Origin of the sequence: Mesorhizobium quangtriensis, assembly GCF_040081925.1 — a bacterium.
Lineage (GTDB): Bacteria > Pseudomonadota > Alphaproteobacteria > Rhizobiales > Rhizobiaceae > Mesorhizobium_K > Mesorhizobium_K quangtriensis.
Genome location: NZ_JBEBMF010000005.1, coordinates 44,907 through 61,097, shown reverse-complemented (window position 1 = coordinate 61,097; position 16,191 = coordinate 44,907). Strand labels below are relative to the sequence as shown.

Below are 16,191 nucleotides of genomic sequence, written 5' to 3'. Positions count from 1 at the left end.
GTGCCGCGTCGCCCGTAGGTCATCACGAGACCGCTACCTCGGCATAGACGCTGCCGGCCACCGCAGCCTGAACCGCCGTCGCCATACAACGCGGTCCAGCCGTCACCTCGACAAGTTCGATCTCGCACGCCGGATCGCCTGTGGTCGCACCCGGCGCCGCTAGCGCCACCGGCCAGACAGTGTGGGGGCCCCTCTGGATCGTACGATCCACGCCGTCCTCGTGGCGCTTCACAAGCAGCCGCACCTCGCGCTCTACGCGGTAGCCGAGCGGCAGATAGAAGGCGCAAATGCGAGAGATCGTCCAGGGCGTGTAGACGAGACCCTCGCTGGCCAGGGCGTCGTTGATCTGCTTGAGCGCCGTCGGATGGCCGGTCTGATAGCTCATGGTCCGCAAGTCGCCCGCTGGCGTTGGGGTGACCCGCAGGCGCAGCCGGACGCCCCGCCCTTCATTGGCGAATGCATCCCAGAGCGTCGTCTCGTCCGGGTTGCCCGGCTTCGTCAGCGATATGAAGAACAAATTATCCGACAGGTCCTCGAGGACCTGTTTGCCGCGGCCATTGTCGTCGAAATATCCCTGGAGCCCATGTTCTTGCGCGAACGTGGCAAACTCGCCTTCATGAAGATAGGTCGCGACTGCGCGGAGATGAATCTTCCGTGAAGCCACGATGGCCTTGAGGCCCGTAAGCGTTGTGTAGTGATCCAGCTCGATCGGACCTGCCGCGCGCGGAAAATCCACTCCGAGCACCGCTTCGGCGAGAACGCGATTGTTTCCCGTAAATTCGTAGAGCCGCTGACCATCGTCCGAGATGGTAACCGCTCTTTCGGTGAAAACCTGATCCGGGATGGCAGCGCCGAGCACGGAGCGAAAGACCTTGTGTGCCGCATCCACCTTCTCGAGGAAGCGCATGATCGGAGGAGGCGGAGTTGACATCACGACGTTGTCCTAACCCACCTGTTCGACCAAAAGCGACCCTGCCGAGAGTGGCTTGATCAAGTCTCGCGCCGGCACGGTCGGATCGAGCCAATCGGCCCAGGTTTCGCGCTCGAGGATGACGATCTGCCGGTCATGATAGGGCGCGATGTCGGGCCCGGGCTCCATCGTCAACATGGTGAAGGCCTCTCCCACATCCTTTGTCTCACGCCAAATTCCGGCGATACAGAAGATCGGTTCGTTGCGCTTCGTGAAGAGCCACTTATCCTTTCGCTTCTTTCCCTTTTCGGCCGGGTCGGTGAACTCGTAGAAGCCATCGGCGACGATCAGGCACCGATTGTTGGTGAACTCGCGACCATCCGAGCGGAAATTGTAGACCGGCCGTTTGTTCTGGCCCGGCCAGCTCCAGCGGCGCTGCAGTAGATCGCCCTCCCCGGGTGCCCCTGCGAACGAGCGGATGATCGGACCCATGTCGGTGATCTTGATATCCTCACGCGCCTGAATGTTCGGCGAGCCCTCGCTGAACCGGATCTTGATCTTGAGGTCGGCGAAATCCTCGACGATCGAGGCGACGTCCACCATCAGGCGATAGTCATTACACATCACTCCTCCTTTCTTGGCGTTGCGCCGACGCGCTGTTCCTATTATGTTCTAAATCGTTATGAACGTGAAGCCTTTCAATTCCGATGCACCGCTCGACGAACGCCGAGTCGTCGTCAGACGCTCAGGCGGCGACGTCGAAATGGTCGAGCTGGCGTGGGGTCTTCAGCCGCGCGATCCGCACGCGCGGCCCTTTACGGTTGTTCGCGCGGAAGGCCGGACGTTTCCAAGCTACCGCTGTCTCGTCCCTGCATCCGAATTTCGACATCGCAGCAACGGTAAGGATTACAGCTTCCAACTCGCAAACGGCGATTGGTTTTATTTTGCCGGGATTTGGCGGCCCGCTACGCGCGACTGGCCCGAAGCCTATGCGATCATCACGATCGAATCGAATAGCGACATCGCGCCGTACCACGATCGGCAAATGGTGGTGCTCCGCCGCGAGGAGCGCATGAGCTGGCTCGACCGGGGGCGACCTGAGGCTGACCTGCTGCGGGCGTTGCCCGCTGGAAGCTTTCAGATGTCCCGCCTTCACCGGCGGCGAGCTCAACCGATGCTCGCACTTTGACGATGGGCCGTGGCGGTGACGGAATCGGCTATCATCCCGCGAAAGATCATCCACGTCGACATGGACGCGTTCTACGCCTCGGTTGAACAGCGCGACGATCCCGGGCTGCGCGGTCGGCCCGTCGCTGTCGGGGGTTCGGAGGTGCGTGGCGTGGTTGCCGCGGCGAGTTACGAGGCCCGCGTCTATGGCATCCGATCGGCGATGCCGTCGGTCACCGCGAAAAGGCGTTGTCCCGACCTCGTTTTCGTGCCGCCCCGTTTCGATGTGTATCGTGCCGTCTCGGCGCAGATCCGCGAAATCTTCGCCGAGCACACTGATCTGATCGAGCCGCTCTCGCTTGACGAGGCTTATCTCGACGTCTCGGAGAACAAGCACGGCATTCCGATCGCGAGCGAGATCGCGACGCTAATTCGTGCGCGCATCAAGGAAGTCACGGGTCTCAACGCCTCCGCCGGTATTTCGTACTGCAAATTCCTCGCGAAGATGGCGAGTGACCTCAACAAGCCGAACGGCCAGGCTGTCATCACGCCGAACAAGGGTCCTTCGTTCGTTGAGGCGCTTGCCGTGAAGAAATTTCACGGCGTCGGGCCAGCGACGGCAGAGAAAATGGAACGGCTTGGAATCTACACCGGCGCTGATCTCAAGACGAAGCCGCTTGCCTACCTGCAGCAGCACTTCGGCAAGGCGGGGAGCTGGTACTATCGCATTGCCCGCGGCATCGACAACCGCCCTGTCGAGCCGGACCGGCCACGCAAGTCGATTGGGGCGGAGGACACCTTCCGCATCGATCTGTTCGCCCGCGAGAGCGTCTATCCCGAGATCAACGCTCTGGTCGCGAAGGTATGGCGTCTGTGCGCGTCGAAGCAGCTCCGGGCTCGCACGGTGACGTTGAAGGTGAAGTATGCAGACTTCCAGCAGGTAACGCGAAGCCGGACCGTTTCCCTGCCGTTCCGAACCGCTGCGGAGGTTGAGGAGCTGTCTCGCGCGCTGCTCGATTCGCTCTTCCCGGTCGAGAAGGGGATTCGGCTGGTCGGCGTCACGGTGTCATCGCTCGAGAACGCGATGGCGGCTTCAGAAGGGCAGCTCGCGCTGCTGTAGCGCCCCGGGGAGCGCGACCCACTTTTTCGAGATGGCTTCCGGAAGGGAACGCTGCCACGGCGTCGCGCCTCCGCGGTTGTCGTGTGGAATATTCGCGATCGGTTGGGCATCTTGGCGATCGTGGCTGCGCTTGTTGGCGCGGTGAAATTTACAGGTCGGCATCAAGACCATGTCGACGTGGGCTATATTTCTCGCCCTAGTGTCCACTGTCTTGCCGAATACACGTACGTGACGCGCGGCTCGCCTCGATCCGGGCGCACCAATTCCGTCCCCAGCGATGGCGTATTCAAGGTCCCGCCCTATACAAAAATATTAGACAAACATCCCACAGTTGAAATCAGTAAAACGCCCGTAGAATTGAGTCATTGAGTCCCATAATCGATCCTGCGCCCGGAGATGAGTTCGCAATTATCTGGCCGGGGGTAAAGACAATGGAAGTGAATCTTGCGGAGTGGTCCGGTCAGCTTAAGCTCGATCACATTCCATTCGGGCCCCTCCAGCAGGATGGAAATGCGCTTCGGTCTCATCCGACGGACAGCGCATCGCGTGACCGCGCGGTGCATGACCTAGGCAATCTTCTTCAGATCGTATCGAGTGGAATCAAGGTCGCTGAGCGCTGCATTCGGGAAGGGCGAAGCGACGACGCGATCTCGCTCCTGGCACAGGTCGACGCGTCAGTACATCGGGCCGGCGGATTCGCACGCGAGACACTGCAACGCGGCACGGCGATCGCCTCGCGGTTCACACGCGTTGAGATGGATACTTTCTTGCGTCGACTGGAAACTCCGATGCGTTTGGCTCTCGGCTCGCAGTCGACGTTGCGGGTGCGGGCCTCGGATGATCTCCCTCCATTGCATTGCGTGGAGACCGAGCTCGAGAATGCACTACTGAACCTCGTCATCAACGCGCGCCAGGCGATGCCGTTCGGGGGGCACGTCGAGGTCGAGGCCTGTCGTGTTGTCGGGGTCGCTTCGAATGCTGACGAGGCAATTGTTCTGCGATTCTCAGACACGGGTCACGGCATGTCCGAGGCCGTTGCGGCTAGGGCTTTCGAGCCCCGCTTCAGTGCGCGCGCCGGCGGGAACGGACTGGGGCTTGCCATCGTGTCGGACTTCGCGCGGGCACTGGGGGGACAGGCGTCAATCGAAAGCACGTCGACTGAAGGCACCAGCATCGCTCTATATCTACCCTGTGGGGCCGCACAACACGGCCAGCCACCGGTCGCGTGATAGTGACGGAGGTAGAGATGTTTCTCGTGCGGTATCATCACTAGCGTGCGCGCGCGTTGAAGAGCGACTTGGGAATCTGCGCGGCGGCAGTCGAGCATGAACAACGTGGGCATGATCCATCAGATCTCCTGTAGCGCGATGTCTATCTGTTTCTGCCGCTCGTAGCCGGCGAGTCGTCGCGAGAGAGATCGTTGACGGTGCGACGTTGCCCCCCCGTTCGATGAGTCGGGGCGTAAAGCTCGAGATGATTGCAGATGCGATAACTGATGGCTCCCGCTGGACAAGGGATGGAGCGTTGGCCGCGGCTCGTCTCGGCTGCGCGTACCAACCCCGCTCTTCAGCGATGGCGTCCTGGCCCGCCTCCGGGTCTTCCACGATCAACCCGCAAGGGGTCGGCTAGCAAGCTGCCGCCGCTACGGCTTCGCCTTCGCGGTGATCGCGACCGAAGGCGGTCCTTCGAGGAGCCATCGAGCGGGAATTGGCCCGCTCCGGATGGAGCCTTCGAAATGTCGCACGATCTTTCCCTTGCCCAGAACCACGCCTTCCAGCTCGCTCGCACTCTGATGGTCCCGGTGACGCTCTTCAAATCCGGCGATGCCTACGGCGCGCTGCCCTCGAACGAGCTCGACGACAGCGACGACCTCGAGCTGATCCACGAGTTTGATCCTTACGAGCGCGGCCCGGCTCACTGAGCCGGTTCCGATGGCGCCGCGCGACGCGGCGCCTCGACTGTTGCTTCGCGACGACCGCGGCCTTGCGCGGCCGGGGGAAGGAAGAGGCAGCCAGCCGCACCGTTGTGCCAGGGCCATCTCTCTCTCAGAAACGGCCGATGATACCGGCAGTCGGACCGCGTCAAGGACGCGCGGTCATCCCCCAATTTTCCGCCGCCACCCGCCGGGCGGCGACAGAAAATCGGCACCCCCGCGCGCCGGCTCTGCCGGTCGCTGCGCGATCCCTGACCCGGCCCTCCAACGCCCGGCGGCCTGCCTCCGTCATCGAGACGAAGGAGGTTCACATGGAAAACGTTCACGACATCTACGCAGAAATCGCCGAGCTCCGCGCTGAGCTTGCGCATTGCATCCTGACGCGTAAGGAGCGCCGCGAAACGCAGCAACGCCTCGATCAGGCGCTCACGGAAGCCGAACGCCGGCAGCGCGAGGCGGAGGGGGCTTAGCCCCCTTTTTTGTCGGCGATGGCCGGCGATGATGCTGCATCGGGACCGAAGCGCTTGCGTCCCTCGGGCCAAGGTCACGCCTTGCGACGTGGACTTTGTCGGGCGGGTGGCCGCGCCGCCGGCGCAGAGGCATCTGCAGGGCCAGCCTTTGGCAATGACCGGCGTTTGGCGCTGGCGAGGCCGGGAGTACGGGGCGTCGGCTCGGTTGGACATGAGGGGCGGCAACCTGCCGATCGGGTGCCTGGCAAGGGCAGGCGCATGACATTCGAGCGAAGGCTGGGGATCGTGGGTCCGCTGCGGGGATGCGGTTGCGGTTGGCGAGCTGGACGCCGGCCTGGGGGAGAGCGAGTGCACCGTGATGGTGCCGTCGGGCGTGATTGTGGCAGCGATAGTGACGCGCATGTCGTCATTCCCAAGGCGTTTACGACAGCCACCCCCAATACGAACCCGATTGGCCTGGTCTGACCGAAGGACGAGCACGCCGCGCGTTCTCTCGATCTTGTCCCCGCAACGTCCTGCGACGACTTTTTTCCGCCGCCTTCGGCTTTGCATCGCGAGGCAAAAAAGCCGTCTCCGGCCGCCTTCCACTTCGTTTCAGCCCTTCGGGTGCGGGTCGATCGCCTCCGGTCTCACGACCGCCATCGGGTCGCGATGGGCGCGGCCCTGAAACAAGGGAATGAGACAATGGCTAACATCGGCACCTTCACCTCCAACGGCAACGGCTTCACGGGCACCATCCGCACCCTGACCCTGAACGTCAAAGCTCGGCTGGTCCGCATCGAGAACCCCTCCGACAAGGGTCCGCACTTCCGCATCTTCGCAGCGGCGAATGTTGAGCTCGGCGCCGCTTGGCAGAAGCACTCCGACCAGACGGATCGCGACTACCTCTCGGTCAAGCTCGACGATCCGAGCTTCCCGGCCCCGATCTACGCGACCCTGGTCGAAGTCGAAGGCGAGGAAGGCCTGCAGCTGATCTGGTCCCGGCCGAACCGGGACTGATCCGGGCGACAAGAGGGCCCCGCCGCAAGGCGGGGCCTTCGGCACGCTCGTGACGCGCCTCGAAGGCCCTAACTGCGAGCTGGAACGTCGGCATCGCGATAGCCGCGGCGCCTTTTTGTACGCTCGAGCCGGCCGAGCGCGGCCGTCGCCTCTTCCGGCTCGTCGAAGGTCTCCATCATCGACTGGCCATTCGTTCCGATGCGACCCCAATTCCGAATGAGCGACGCGCCGCCGAACAGCGTCGGCTGAAGCGCAAGCGCGTAGAAGCGCCGCATGTTCAGGTCCGGATCAATGCGATGCAGATGGAGCTGTTCGGGATCCTCGCTGGCCATGTCGTGAGTCTCGCTTCCTTTGGAAGCGACGTCCAACGCCATTTATGAATCGATCTGATCTGATCGATTCACCGGCTTGATCAATCCGTCACACCAGCTTCGGCGCGATCCGCCTCTCGAGCCAGTTATGCGTCGCTGGGATGTGATCGATCCAAGGCCGCGAGGCGCTCTGGCATCGCGAGCAACTTCTGCGCGGCGGCGGTGATTGCCTCCGCGATCGTTGGATAGGTTTCCGCCGAGCTCACCGAAACGCCGCCCGGAAACGTCACCGTCGCCTGATAGCCGTTGCCCTTCGGCGTCGCGGAGAGTGTGATTTCCGTCATCTCAATTCCTCCCAGCATTTGAGCGGCAATCGAATTGCAGGCGTTCGTGTTCTTGCTATCAGCGCCACATGGCGCCGCGAAATCGCACGCTCGCCCGGCCGTTGGCGAGGCCGGGAAAAATCTGTGACACAGACTTTCAAACGCGGCCTGGATGAGTAATCGTCGAGGTCATTGCAATGACGCGCGAGACGACGATGCCCTTTAATGAGTTCGGGTTTCAAGAAGTCGAATATGAAAGGTCGTATCGGCAGTTTGCGGCTCCTTTCCTGATCGAAGGAAATGCGGCGAACAATTTATTCTTCATACATGAAGCGCAGCAGAACCACATTTACGGGGTCAACAATGCGCTGCTTGAACTAACGGGAGACGCCCTGACCCTCCTGTCACGAATAGCGTTCACCGCGGAGGCTTCCCACTTTTGCCGGTTCGGGGTGATGCGTCGCTTGCGCATGATCGATTCATCGTTCAAAAGCTTCCAGAGCATCGTTCCGCCAAACCGAACCGTTCCACTATCGCAGGAGCAATCCGATCGGGTCTGCCGCGACCTCAACGCGATTTACATCGACCTCCTCGGCCTTCTCGACAACTACGCTTGGGTGGCGGTGCATCAGCTCGGGTCAGAGGCGACAAAAACTGCGAAGCCCCTGTCGATCGGCCTGTTCAAACAGGCCTTCGCCGCCGATCCTGCCTTGAAACCCATAGCCGACGCCTTGCAGCCGTTCAGTGGCTGGGAGAAAGATGTGAAGACCCGCCGCAATCCGGCTGCGCATCGCATGCCGCTCTATGTACCGCCGGCGGCGCTGACCCCTGAGGACATTGTCGAGTACGAGCGGTTCGAGGCTTTGATCTCCGAGGCGCTTCATGCGCAGGAGTTCGACAAGCTGGACGCTCTGCGCGAGGGCCGTCGTCGTGTCGGAACGCTTGTTCCAAAATTCCTTCACGATCCGGGCGAGCCAGTGATTGATATCTATCCTACCGTCCCGGAAGATATCGGTCAGGCGGTGAAGATCGGTCGGACCATGCAAACGTTTTTTCTGGAAGCGGGTGAGGCGGCGGCTCGGCCCCGATAGTGCTAGCAGCCGATCGCTATGGTCGGTTGGGCGAGACGCCTGCGGCCGTCTCGCTCTACTCGCATCGCTCCGCGACACTCCCGGAGCCCGCTGCGCAGTCTCCGCCCTCACGGGTGACGATCCATCTCGCGGGATGAGATCGTCGAGGGCAACATGGAGTCTCCTTACGCTGGGCTCACCTATGCGGCAGCGCGGCTATCGTTCAAAGGCCGATTCAATCGTCCTTTGACGCAATGTGGGCATGATAGCTGCATAGCCCATCGTGCTCGTAATATTCTTCAGCACTCAGGCCGGTTCCACAAACCGCGCAAGCAGCGTCTTCAGGCAGTGCAAAATCGCAAGCCGCACATCGTCCCTCCTCAAGCACATACGTTTCTTCGCTGCATTCTGGGCAGGTCGATATCGGCGGCTCCCCGCCATCTTTTACCGCGATGTGGGCTTCGCCGCCGAAGGTCTCGTCGAAAGCCTGGCTGAGGACGGGTCCAAGTTCCGCCTCTTTGCCGCATGCGCTGCAGATCAATACAGCCTTCTGTTGCGACGTGTTCGCGGGATCGCGCTGTCGGATGAGCGCGGAGCGGCAGGACGGGCACGCGAAGTCGGGAAGTGCGCGCGCTGCGGCCTCGGTCTCCCAGTCGACAGTTTCCAGCGTCGCGCGGCAGGTCTGCAGCTCCGCTTCAAACAAATCGGCGTTTTCCAGGAGTGCCGTCCAACATTCCGATCCGAGAGCGTTCCGGGGATCCTCCCGCAATGCCTCGACGAGGAGTTGGCGAATGACGAGCAAGGCGTCAGCGACGGCTTGGCGTGCCCGTTCCCGGCTGCCCTTATAGTAGGAATGTTCCATGTGATGGCGAATGTCGGCCATCGCGTCGAATCGCTTCCAGTCCAGCGATACGCCGAAGGCCTTGAAACGCTTCTTAATGTCATCGACGCCGACGGTGTTTCGTCCGACAGCTTCGATTGAAACGTCACCGTTATTGTCCGGCTGCGGCTCAAAACGCTGGGCGAGCAGGATCTCACCGTCGGGCGATAGCCGCCGCAGCTTTTCCTTACAGAGCAGAAGAACCCCCGCGTGGACGTTCCGCACCGCCGATAGCACTCGACGATCGTCGTTCTTCAACAGGTCTTCAACGCCGATCTGAATTGATTCGAGTGCATTGGCGAATAGGGTCACTAACTTTACTCCCACAGGCGATCGTTCTTCTGACGCACGACATCGAAGCTCCGAAACGCAAGCCGAGCCTTGTAGGCGGTGATCTGTGGCGTGAGCGGTCCAAGCGCCTGCGCGATATCGGCTCGACTGATCGCGGATCGGTGGCCGACGATCACCTCGCGTAGAGCAACTTGATCGTCGAATTCCAAGAAGTAGTGCCCGCTCGGATCCCGCTCCTGTAACCGCGGAAACAGGCGGTACTCGTCCTCGTAGCTCCAATGTTCGAACTTGGTCGTCAGAATCTCGGTCACGTGAGCCTCCGCCTTCGGCCCCTCGATTTCCATGGCCGACGGCCGCGCCAGCAATCGTTCCGAAACGTAGGAGACCTTCTGCGCCTGAGCGCTCACTTCAAATCCCAGACATATGCCCCGATGACGATCGGCGTAATGAGCCCACTGCACCGGATTGTTCCAGTTAGCGCTGAAACAGACCACGCCCATATACTCGTTGAGTCCGTCTTTGAGGCGCTGATAACGCCTGCGCAGACTTGTGCTCTTCGTTGCGACTCCGAGAAACTCGAACGGATCGTTCAGTTCGTTGATGCGCCCGATCTTGAGGCGCCGATGGCGGATGTTGAGGAGGCCGTATTCCGCATTCAGGAAATGATAAAGCCGCATCGCTCCCCTCCCATCGAGAGGGCGATCAGTTGCCGTGCTGCTGCTGCTGCGCCTATGGCTGCTAGCATCGTCATGCGCTCTTTTTCCCGCCCGTCGCGGACGATCCTGGCGCCGTCGTTGGGCTAACCGGATCGCTCTTGCGCGCCTCCCAGGTCGCAACAAGAAACGTTGCCATCGCGCCAGCCAGATTGACTGCCAGCTCCGCGTGCCGCGGCTGCGGGCGCGCGCGCTTCGGTCCAGGGCTGTGCGCATCACTGAGCTTGTTGCGCAGCGCGCCCAAGGACTCGACGACAGACTGGCAGCTTCCCAGAATCTGTTTGAAGACCTGTTCCGTGTGGTCATCGGGTGCGAGCTTCAGGACTTTGGCGAGCTTGCGATAGAGGGCAGGCAGATCGTCAGCCTCCTGCCAGGTCTCGCCCGCCTGATCGAGAATCCATTTGCAGACGTCTTCGAGCAGAGTGCGTGCCAAGGTGATCGCGCCGGCAGGCTCCGAGGCGCGCCGCTCCATAGCCATGGTCCAGCGCGCGTGGACCTGGGTCGGGTCGAAGGCGGCCAGCGTCGCGGAGATGCTCGCATCCGCTGGCGATCCGGTCGGGGCCGGCCGCACAGCGTAAAATGGACTTCCTGAGATTCGGCCCGCCAACGCCAAGGTGTAGCCATCGGCCCGCAACAGGCCGTCGATTTTCTCGGCCAATTCGACCTGCTCATTGCCCGAAAACGCATCCGGCGCCGTGACAGCCGCCAGGAATTTGAACAGATGCGCGCGCGAGCAACTGAGTATGCCCAATGTCTCCAACACGTCGCGCTGGCTGAGGTCGTCGTTGCGGACGGTATGTCGATGCAGATAATCCTCCAGCGATGCCTCATCACTCGGATGCGGCGCGCGCATCGACGCGATTGGCCACAGGCTGCGAATGAGCTCCATGTCGTCGATCTCGCGCGCCAGCGGACGGCCTTCGAACAGCGCGATCAGGCGTCGTCGCGTGAGTGTCGTCACCGCCGGGCCGTTTAGCTCGTCAATCTTAGCCAATTGCTCACTGAGCTCGAAATGCTGCTCTTCAGCAGCGAGCTGGCGCGCGCTCGCTACAACCTGTTCGGCCGAGACCTCTACGAGCCGCTTCTGCGCATATTTGTACTTGCTGGAGAACGCCTCCTGTTCGTCGCCGTCCGCCAGGTTCAGCCGACGGCATAAGCCCGGCACGTCATAAGCCTTGGCGTCAGAGATCGCTGATGCCAACAGGTGGCGAAGCTCCTTGATCATGGCGGGCGGAATGGCGACGGGCATCGGTGCTGATTTCGGCTGGCGTGAGGTCGTCATACTAGAGGATTCCCCACGCCCGATAACGCCCTCGGCCTGTCGCCTCGCGCAACCCGAGCTCCGCCACCAGATCCTGGGCGGCGCGCGACGTGATTTTCAGTTCCTCCGCGACCATGCCGGCCGAGACGATCGGGCGGGTCAGCACGTAGTCGAGCAGCGCCGGCAGCCGGGAGGTGGAGCGGCGGCCGTCGAGCTTGCGGGCCAGCAGGGTTCCGGCGGTCAGCCAGCGGTCGTGGTCCTTCAGCCCGGCCGCGGCCGCGGCGGCGATCGCCTCGAGCTGGACGGCAAGGCGTCCTGCCCTGTCGCGCGGCCGCCGCCGTTCGCGCGGGATCGCCTTCAGGCCGTCGTGCAGGCATGGCAGATGCACGCGGCTCTTACCGCGTGCGCGTAGCAGGCTGGCGCCGAGCAGGCGTCCGAGCCAGGGCGTATGCTGCAGCGGCTCGATCGCGGCCCAGGCGTCTGCCGCGATTGCCGACGCCAGCGTCGGGGGCAGGTTGCGTGTTTGGTCGACGACCGTACGCCAGGCGTCGAGACGTTCGTCCTCGTCCCAGTCGATGTCGTAGACCAGCGGGTCTCGCTCGGGCTGCGGCTGGCGCGGACCATTGTTTTCGCCCGCCAGCGTGCGATCGGCCTGGGCGATCGCGGCGTCCACGGCCGCGAAGACGTCGGCCAGCCGGTCGTCGGTTGGGGCCACGCGAAACGCCTCACCGGTATCAGCGTCGCTGTCTTCGTCCTCCGAACCGCGCGCCTCATCCTCTTCCCCATTCCGGTTGACCCGTTCCGCTTCCCGATCGCCCTGCCCTCCCCTGCCCCGCAGCCCGGCGAGGCCGGCCGCCGACAGCGCCCAGTCGGGCTTGGCCGCGGCGATGCGCCGGCGCGTGCGCAGCACGGCGTGGGCGCGGGTCAGTTCGTGGGTTGGGGCGCGGATGTCCATGCCGGCATCGTGGAGAACGAGATCGTCGAGGTGGACGAGCTCGCCTTCCAGCCACAGACTGGCGCAGGCGTCGGTGAAGTGGGTGCGGGCCATCCAGCCGTCGCGGATCGGGCTTTTGGCCAAGCGCTCGTCGAGCCGGGCCAGTGCGTCCTCGGCCGCCGCGAGCGGTCCGGCGAGGGCCGCCCAAGGCAGCGGATCGGGGATCTGGTAGTTGGAATGCAACGTCTTGATAACCTTAATGGGAATCGTTCAAACGGAAGCTATCACGGCTTTCGCTTCCGTCATAGCGATGCCCTCCGGCGCACCCTTCTCACTATCGATAACCACTCCTTATCGATAGTGATGGACACCGAATCGCAAATCAGCGATTCTCAGCGTCCTCAGCCCGGCAAATCACGCCCGCCGGGCCTCAGATCGACGCGAGGACGCCGCCGCTGCCAGCCCCCTACCCTCTTTCGGATGCAATCGGCCGCCGCCGGCGGCCGTCACTCGGTGCGCGGCACGCTCCGGTGCGGCGCGCTGGTCGCGACCTCACCGCGGGCGATCGCCACGAAGCGGCGCTTCACCTCGGCGAACAGGCCCGGCGTCAGGGCGCCGTAATAGCCGCTTTCGGTGTCGATATTGCGCAGGTCCGGCCCCGGCCAGGTGAAGCGGTTGCTCTCGGTCAGCACGATCCACGAGCGCTCCGCGTCGAGCCGCAGGCGCGTCTTGACGTCGGCCGGGATCTCGATCGCGTCGGCCGGATTGGTGGGCGGCGTGTGGGTGATCGGCAGCACGCGCACTACCGGATCGCCCGCCTCCGTCGTCATGACGATCGCCAGCACCAGGCACGGGCGGTCCTTGTCGCCCTCCTCCCGGCCCTCGCGGTGCTGCCAGTCCCAAAGGTAGGCATAGCGGAAGACCCAGCCGAGCCTGATGTCGGTCGGCAGCACCCCTCAGCCGGCGGTCTGCTTGGCGGAGGCGCCGACCTGGTCGGGGTCCGGCGTCATCTCGGCGGCCTCGACCGCGGCGATCTCGGCGTCGCTGAGGTCGACGGTGCGCTGGACGCGGCGGTCGCGCTTCGACAGGCGGACGAAGTCCTCGTAGGCCATCAGCACGGTGCGCGGGCGGCCGTTCTTGGTGATCACCACCGGCTCGCGCACGGCGGCGTCCTGGTAGGCGCCGAAGTTCTTGGAGACCTCGGCGGCGGTCACGGTGGAAGCCATGATGGGTTCTCCTTTGTTCCGGAATATACGGAAATCCCGCTAATCCCGCAAGAGGTCCGCTAATGACCCCTCCTCCCGTCCGCTTGCCTGATTCAGCCTCGCTGCAAGCCGCGCTGGCCGCCCTCGACCCAGCCACGGCCGACTCCGGCCTCGTCCCTGCCCTCGCCGCCGCCTTCCCGGGCTTCGACTTCACCCTCGCCCAGGTCGACGACGAGTACTGGCGAGATACCCGCACCGTGATCCGGCCAGACGGCACGAGCGTCGGCGAGCTACGGCCATGGATGACGGCCGAACTCGCCAAGGACGGCGGCGACATCAAGGCGACCTGGGCGCGCTTGAAGGACACCGACCTGCAGATCACCGAATGGCGTGGCTCGAGCGCTTTCGTCTTCGCGCCGACTGGGCCCGCGCCGGCCGACTACATCCAGATTGCGCTCGGTCGCGAGATCGAGTGGCGCGCCGGCCCGGTCGTCAACCCGGACTACCGGCCCTGGGGTGAGCAGGAACTGCTCGATCCGAGCTGGCCGCGCCGGGATACCCTGCCCGAGAAGGACCGCCTCGCCGGCCCAGTCTACCGCTCGCTCGACCGTGCCGGCGGCGCCTTCATTCACGTCCGCAGCTTCCTCGACCGCTGCGGCCGAATCGAGCGCGAGAAGCGCGAGGCGAAGCGGCCGGAGATGGAGCGGCGGGTCGTTCGCGAAACCGGACCCCATGGCGCCACACGCGAGACCCCCTTCCTTGAGCTGGTGCCGGACTATTTTGAGTTCGTACCGCGCGAGCTGCGCTTCTTCCAGGATTGGGAGGAGTCGGGCGCGCGGTCGCAACGCGTCTTCGCGCACTGGGCGCTCGACGCGCGCGACTATACCTACAAAGGCGAGCGCGAAATCGGCTTCATTCCGCGGCCGCTGAAGCCACCGCGAGAGCGTCTCCTGATGGTTCCCGAGACGTCTGTCCACCAGCTGATGGATCGGATCGAGGCGGTCGACGGCGAGGTTGGCCTGCCCTTCGGATGGTTCTTCCTGATGACCCACGGCCACTGGGTCGAGCCCGACGTCGGGCTTGCGATCGCCGAAGGGCTCAAGGCGCAGCGCGTCCGTCTGCCCGACCCGGACGCGGCCGTGCTGCTGCGCTGGGCCGAGCGGACCTACGGATTCTGAGGCGCGCATGGACGATATCGTCAAAGGCCGATCTCTCGACGCCGAATCCCGCCGCGCCCTTGAGCTCGACACGCTCTCGGCCATCCTGCCGATGGACCGGCGCGACCGGCTGGCGCAGCTCCTCACCAACGACGACGTCGCAACACTTAAGCACCTTGCGCGCGAGGGCATGGGCGAGAACAGCCTGCGGGCGCTGGCGTCGGACCTTGCCTATCTCGAAGGCTGGGCGGCGGCCGCGACGGGTGAGCCGCTGCAGTGGCCGGCGACGGAAGCGCTGGCGTTGAAATTCGTCGCCCACCACCTGTGGGACCCAGCACAGCGTGAGAACGACACCAGGCACGGGATGCCGGCGGAAGTCGCGCAGGCGCTGCATGAGGAGGGGCTATTGCGGAGCGACGGCCCGCATGCGCCGAGCACCGTGAAGCGGCGCCTGGCGAGCTGGGGCACGCTGCACCGCTGGAAGGGCATCGACGGACCGTTTGGCTCTCCAGCCTTGCGGTCGGCTGTGCGCCTCGCCGTGCGGGCTTCGCCGCGGCCGCGCCGCCGCAAGAGCAAGCGCGCCGTGACGCGCGACGTCCTCGACCGGCTTGTTGCGACGTGTGCGACGGACCGGCTCGCCGACACGCGCGACCTCGCGATCCTGCTGCTGGCCTTCGCCTCCGGCGGGCGCCGGCGCAGCGAGGTGGCGCGCCTTCGTGTGGAGCAGCTGAGCGATGAGGCGGCCGTGCCGCTCGATCCGACCGACCCGAAGTCGCCGATGCTGCCGTGCGTCTCTATCCAGCTCGGCCGCACCAAGACCGGGGACGCCGAAGACGAGGGCAGGGTGTTCCTGGTCGGCCCGCCGGTCGAGGTGCTGCGGGAATGGCTCGAGCGCGCCGACATCCAGAAAGGGCCGGTCTTTCGTGCGATCGATCGGTGGGAAGCGCTCGAGGAGCGGGCTCTTACGCCGCAGTCGATCAACCTGATCGTCAAGCGGCGGTGCCAAATGGCCGGGCTCGACCCGAGCGAGTTCGCGGCGCACGGCCTGCGCTCAGGATATCTCACTGAGGCGGCGCGGCAGGGCGTGGCGTTGCCCGAGGCGATGCAGCAGTCGCAGCACCGGTCGGTCCAACAGGCCGCGAGCTACTACAACGAGGCCGAGCGAGCGCAGGGGAGAGCGGCAAAACTGGCGGTGTAGCTCACCGACGAGGCGTGGTGGTCGACCAACCACGATCGCACCTCGGCAGCGGTGGCTAACCCGGTCGCGGAGGAAGTTCTCAGCTGAGAACCGCGGGCTTACCAGCCTTGGATCTCGCCGCTATGCAAGATTTCCCTCGCGTGCGAGCTCCGGAGGCCTGAGCATGAGATGCCGGAGCGAGTCGTCGGGGGGAGGGGGCGAAAACCGGCTGAACAGCAAAGTTCTCAGCTGAGAACTTCCGATTGGCAG

At 63.9% G+C, this 16,191-nt stretch carries 19 protein-coding genes; 9 read left to right on the top strand and 10 right to left on the bottom strand.

Going from position 1 to position 16,191, the window contains the following annotated elements; genetic code table 11:
• Positions 1 to 22: 22 nt before the first annotated feature.
• The gene (locus tag ABMA32_RS22790) at positions 23 to 931 is read right to left on the bottom strand and encodes a hypothetical protein (protein ID WP_349016044.1); all 909 of its coding nucleotides are present in this window, start codon (positions 929 to 931) and stop codon (positions 23 to 25) included.
• A gap of 12 nt (positions 932 to 943) precedes the next feature.
• On the bottom strand, positions 944 to 1,534 hold the full coding sequence (locus ABMA32_RS22785) for an SOS response-associated peptidase (protein ID WP_349016043.1): 591 nt from the start codon (positions 1,532 to 1,534) through the stop codon (positions 944 to 946).
• A 58-nt stretch (positions 1,535 to 1,592) separates the two neighbouring features.
• Here ABMA32_RS22785 and ABMA32_RS22780 point away from each other — a divergent pair, with 58 nt between their 5' ends.
• From ABMA32_RS22780 to ABMA32_RS22755, 6 genes are all read left to right on the top strand, one after another.
• On the top strand, positions 1,593 to 2,099 hold the full coding sequence (locus ABMA32_RS22780; RefSeq protein ID WP_349016042.1) for an SOS response-associated peptidase family protein: 507 nt from the start codon (positions 1,593 to 1,595) through the stop codon (positions 2,097 to 2,099).
• Positions 2,100 to 2,114: 15 nt separating this feature from the next.
• Positions 2,115 to 3,197, top strand: coding sequence for a DNA polymerase IV (gene dinB, locus ABMA32_RS22775; RefSeq protein ID WP_349016280.1), 1,083 nt, complete (start codon positions 2,115 to 2,117; stop codon positions 3,195 to 3,197).
• Between the two features lie 431 nt (positions 3,198 to 3,628).
• Complete coding sequence (locus ABMA32_RS22770; RefSeq protein WP_349016041.1) at positions 3,629 to 4,426, top strand: sensor histidine kinase; 798 nt, start codon at positions 3,629 to 3,631, stop codon at positions 4,424 to 4,426.
• A 506-nt stretch (positions 4,427 to 4,932) separates the two neighbouring features.
• The gene (locus ABMA32_RS22765; protein WP_034462712.1) at positions 4,933 to 5,118 is read left to right on the top strand and encodes a hypothetical protein; all 186 of its coding nucleotides are present in this window, start codon (positions 4,933 to 4,935) and stop codon (positions 5,116 to 5,118) included.
• 323 nt (positions 5,119 to 5,441) lie between these two features.
• The gene (locus tag ABMA32_RS22760) at positions 5,442 to 5,600 is read left to right on the top strand and encodes a hypothetical protein (RefSeq protein WP_349016040.1); all 159 of its coding nucleotides are present in this window, start codon (positions 5,442 to 5,444) and stop codon (positions 5,598 to 5,600) included.
• Between the two features lie 684 nt (positions 5,601 to 6,284).
• The gene (locus ABMA32_RS22755) at positions 6,285 to 6,599 is read left to right on the top strand and encodes a DUF736 domain-containing protein (RefSeq protein WP_349016039.1); all 315 of its coding nucleotides are present in this window, start codon (positions 6,285 to 6,287) and stop codon (positions 6,597 to 6,599) included.
• A gap of 68 nt (positions 6,600 to 6,667) precedes the next feature.
• Here ABMA32_RS22755 and ABMA32_RS22750 read toward each other — a convergent pair whose 3' ends face one another.
• A complete protein-coding gene (locus ABMA32_RS22750) occupies positions 6,668 to 6,931 on the bottom strand; it encodes a WGR domain-containing protein (protein ID WP_349016279.1) in 264 nt (87 codons plus the stop codon).
• Positions 6,932 to 7,056: 125 nt separating this feature from the next.
• Positions 7,057 to 7,254: a hypothetical protein gene (locus ABMA32_RS22745; RefSeq protein ID WP_349016038.1), complete on the bottom strand. Its 198-nt coding sequence runs from the start codon at positions 7,252 to 7,254 to the stop codon at positions 7,057 to 7,059.
• 176 nt (positions 7,255 to 7,430) lie between these two features.
• Here ABMA32_RS22745 and ABMA32_RS22740 point away from each other — a divergent pair, with 176 nt between their 5' ends.
• Entirely contained in the window at positions 7,431 to 8,324 is an 894-nt protein-coding gene (locus ABMA32_RS22740; protein WP_349016037.1) for a hypothetical protein, read from the top strand.
• A gap of 214 nt (positions 8,325 to 8,538) precedes the next feature.
• On the opposite strand, the gene ABMA32_RS22735 is transcribed toward ABMA32_RS22740, so the two are convergent.
• The 6 genes from ABMA32_RS22735 to ABMA32_RS22710 form a co-directional block, all read right to left on the bottom strand.
• Positions 8,539 to 9,495, bottom strand: a complete 957-nt coding sequence (locus ABMA32_RS22735; protein WP_349016036.1) for a hypothetical protein — start codon at positions 9,493 to 9,495, stop codon at positions 8,539 to 8,541.
• Between the two features lie 5 nt (positions 9,496 to 9,500).
• Positions 9,501 to 10,151: a DUF2971 domain-containing protein gene (locus tag ABMA32_RS22730; RefSeq protein WP_349016035.1), complete on the bottom strand. Its 651-nt coding sequence runs from the start codon at positions 10,149 to 10,151 to the stop codon at positions 9,501 to 9,503.
• Positions 10,152 to 10,221: 70 nt separating this feature from the next.
• On the bottom strand, positions 10,222 to 11,469 hold the full coding sequence (locus ABMA32_RS22725) for an abortive infection family protein (RefSeq protein ID WP_349016034.1): 1,248 nt from the start codon (positions 11,467 to 11,469) through the stop codon (positions 10,222 to 10,224).
• A 1-nt stretch (position 11,470) separates the two neighbouring features.
• Entirely contained in the window at positions 11,471 to 12,625 is a 1,155-nt protein-coding gene (locus tag ABMA32_RS22720; protein ID WP_425475578.1) for an RHE_PE00001 family protein, read from the bottom strand.
• A 263-nt stretch (positions 12,626 to 12,888) separates the two neighbouring features.
• Positions 12,889 to 13,335 (bottom strand): plasmid maintenance toxin (PemK-like), encoded by a 447-nt coding sequence (locus ABMA32_RS22715; protein ID WP_349016033.1) that lies wholly within the window; start codon positions 13,333 to 13,335, stop codon positions 12,889 to 12,891.
• 3 nt (positions 13,336 to 13,338) lie between these two features.
• Complete coding sequence (locus ABMA32_RS22710) at positions 13,339 to 13,608, bottom strand: type II toxin-antitoxin system Phd/YefM family antitoxin (RefSeq protein WP_159602504.1); 270 nt, start codon at positions 13,606 to 13,608, stop codon at positions 13,339 to 13,341.
• Positions 13,609 to 13,670: 62 nt separating this feature from the next.
• On the opposite strand from ABMA32_RS22710, the gene ABMA32_RS22705 reads away from it, so the two are divergent.
• Positions 13,671 to 14,765, top strand: a complete 1,095-nt coding sequence (locus tag ABMA32_RS22705) for a hypothetical protein (protein ID WP_349016032.1) — start codon at positions 13,671 to 13,673, stop codon at positions 14,763 to 14,765.
• A gap of 7 nt (positions 14,766 to 14,772) precedes the next feature.
• Positions 14,773 to 15,942 (top strand): site-specific integrase, encoded by a 1,170-nt coding sequence (locus tag ABMA32_RS22700; RefSeq protein ID WP_349016031.1) that lies wholly within the window; start codon positions 14,773 to 14,775, stop codon positions 15,940 to 15,942.
• Positions 15,943 to 16,191 lie beyond the last annotated feature (249 nt).

What these genes read in the sequence shown, in the direction of transcription:
- ABMA32_RS22750 (WP_349016279.1), bottom strand. Translation starts at nt 6,931, where the DNA reads ATGGCCAGCGAGGATCCCGAACAGCTCCATCTGCATCGCATTGATCCG.
- ABMA32_RS22755 (WP_349016039.1), top strand. Translation starts at nt 6,285, where the DNA reads ATGGCTAACATCGGCACCTTCACCTCCAACGGCAACGGCTTCACGGGC.
- ABMA32_RS22745 (WP_349016038.1), bottom strand. Translation starts at nt 7,254, where the DNA reads ATGACGGAAATCACACTCTCCGCGACGCCGAAGGGCAACGGCTATCAG.
- ABMA32_RS22760 (WP_349016040.1), top strand. Translation starts at nt 5,442, where the DNA reads ATGGAAAACGTTCACGACATCTACGCAGAAATCGCCGAGCTCCGCGCT.
- ABMA32_RS22725 (WP_349016034.1), bottom strand. Translation starts at nt 11,469, where the DNA reads ATGACGACCTCACGCCAGCCGAAATCAGCACCGATGCCCGTCGCCATT.
- ABMA32_RS22780 (WP_349016042.1), top strand. Translation starts at nt 1,593, where the DNA reads ATGAACGTGAAGCCTTTCAATTCCGATGCACCGCTCGACGAACGCCGA.
- ABMA32_RS22710 (WP_159602504.1), bottom strand. Translation starts at nt 13,608, where the DNA reads ATGGCTTCCACCGTGACCGCCGCCGAGGTCTCCAAGAACTTCGGCGCC.
- ABMA32_RS22730 (WP_349016035.1), bottom strand. Translation starts at nt 10,151, where the DNA reads ATGCGGCTTTATCATTTCCTGAATGCGGAATACGGCCTCCTCAACATC.
- ABMA32_RS22765 (WP_034462712.1), top strand. Translation starts at nt 4,933, where the DNA reads ATGTCGCACGATCTTTCCCTTGCCCAGAACCACGCCTTCCAGCTCGCT.
- ABMA32_RS22705 (WP_349016032.1), top strand. Translation starts at nt 13,671, where the DNA reads ATGACCCCTCCTCCCGTCCGCTTGCCTGATTCAGCCTCGCTGCAAGCC.
- ABMA32_RS22700 (WP_349016031.1), top strand. Translation starts at nt 14,773, where the DNA reads ATGGACGATATCGTCAAAGGCCGATCTCTCGACGCCGAATCCCGCCGC.
- ABMA32_RS22770 (WP_349016041.1), top strand. Translation starts at nt 3,629, where the DNA reads ATGGAAGTGAATCTTGCGGAGTGGTCCGGTCAGCTTAAGCTCGATCAC.
- ABMA32_RS22790 (WP_349016044.1), bottom strand. Translation starts at nt 931, where the DNA reads ATGTCAACTCCGCCTCCTCCGATCATGCGCTTCCTCGAGAAGGTGGAT.
- ABMA32_RS22740 (WP_349016037.1), top strand. Translation starts at nt 7,431, where the DNA reads ATGACGCGCGAGACGACGATGCCCTTTAATGAGTTCGGGTTTCAAGAA.
- ABMA32_RS22785 (WP_349016043.1), bottom strand. Translation starts at nt 1,534, where the DNA reads ATGTGTAATGACTATCGCCTGATGGTGGACGTCGCCTCGATCGTCGAG.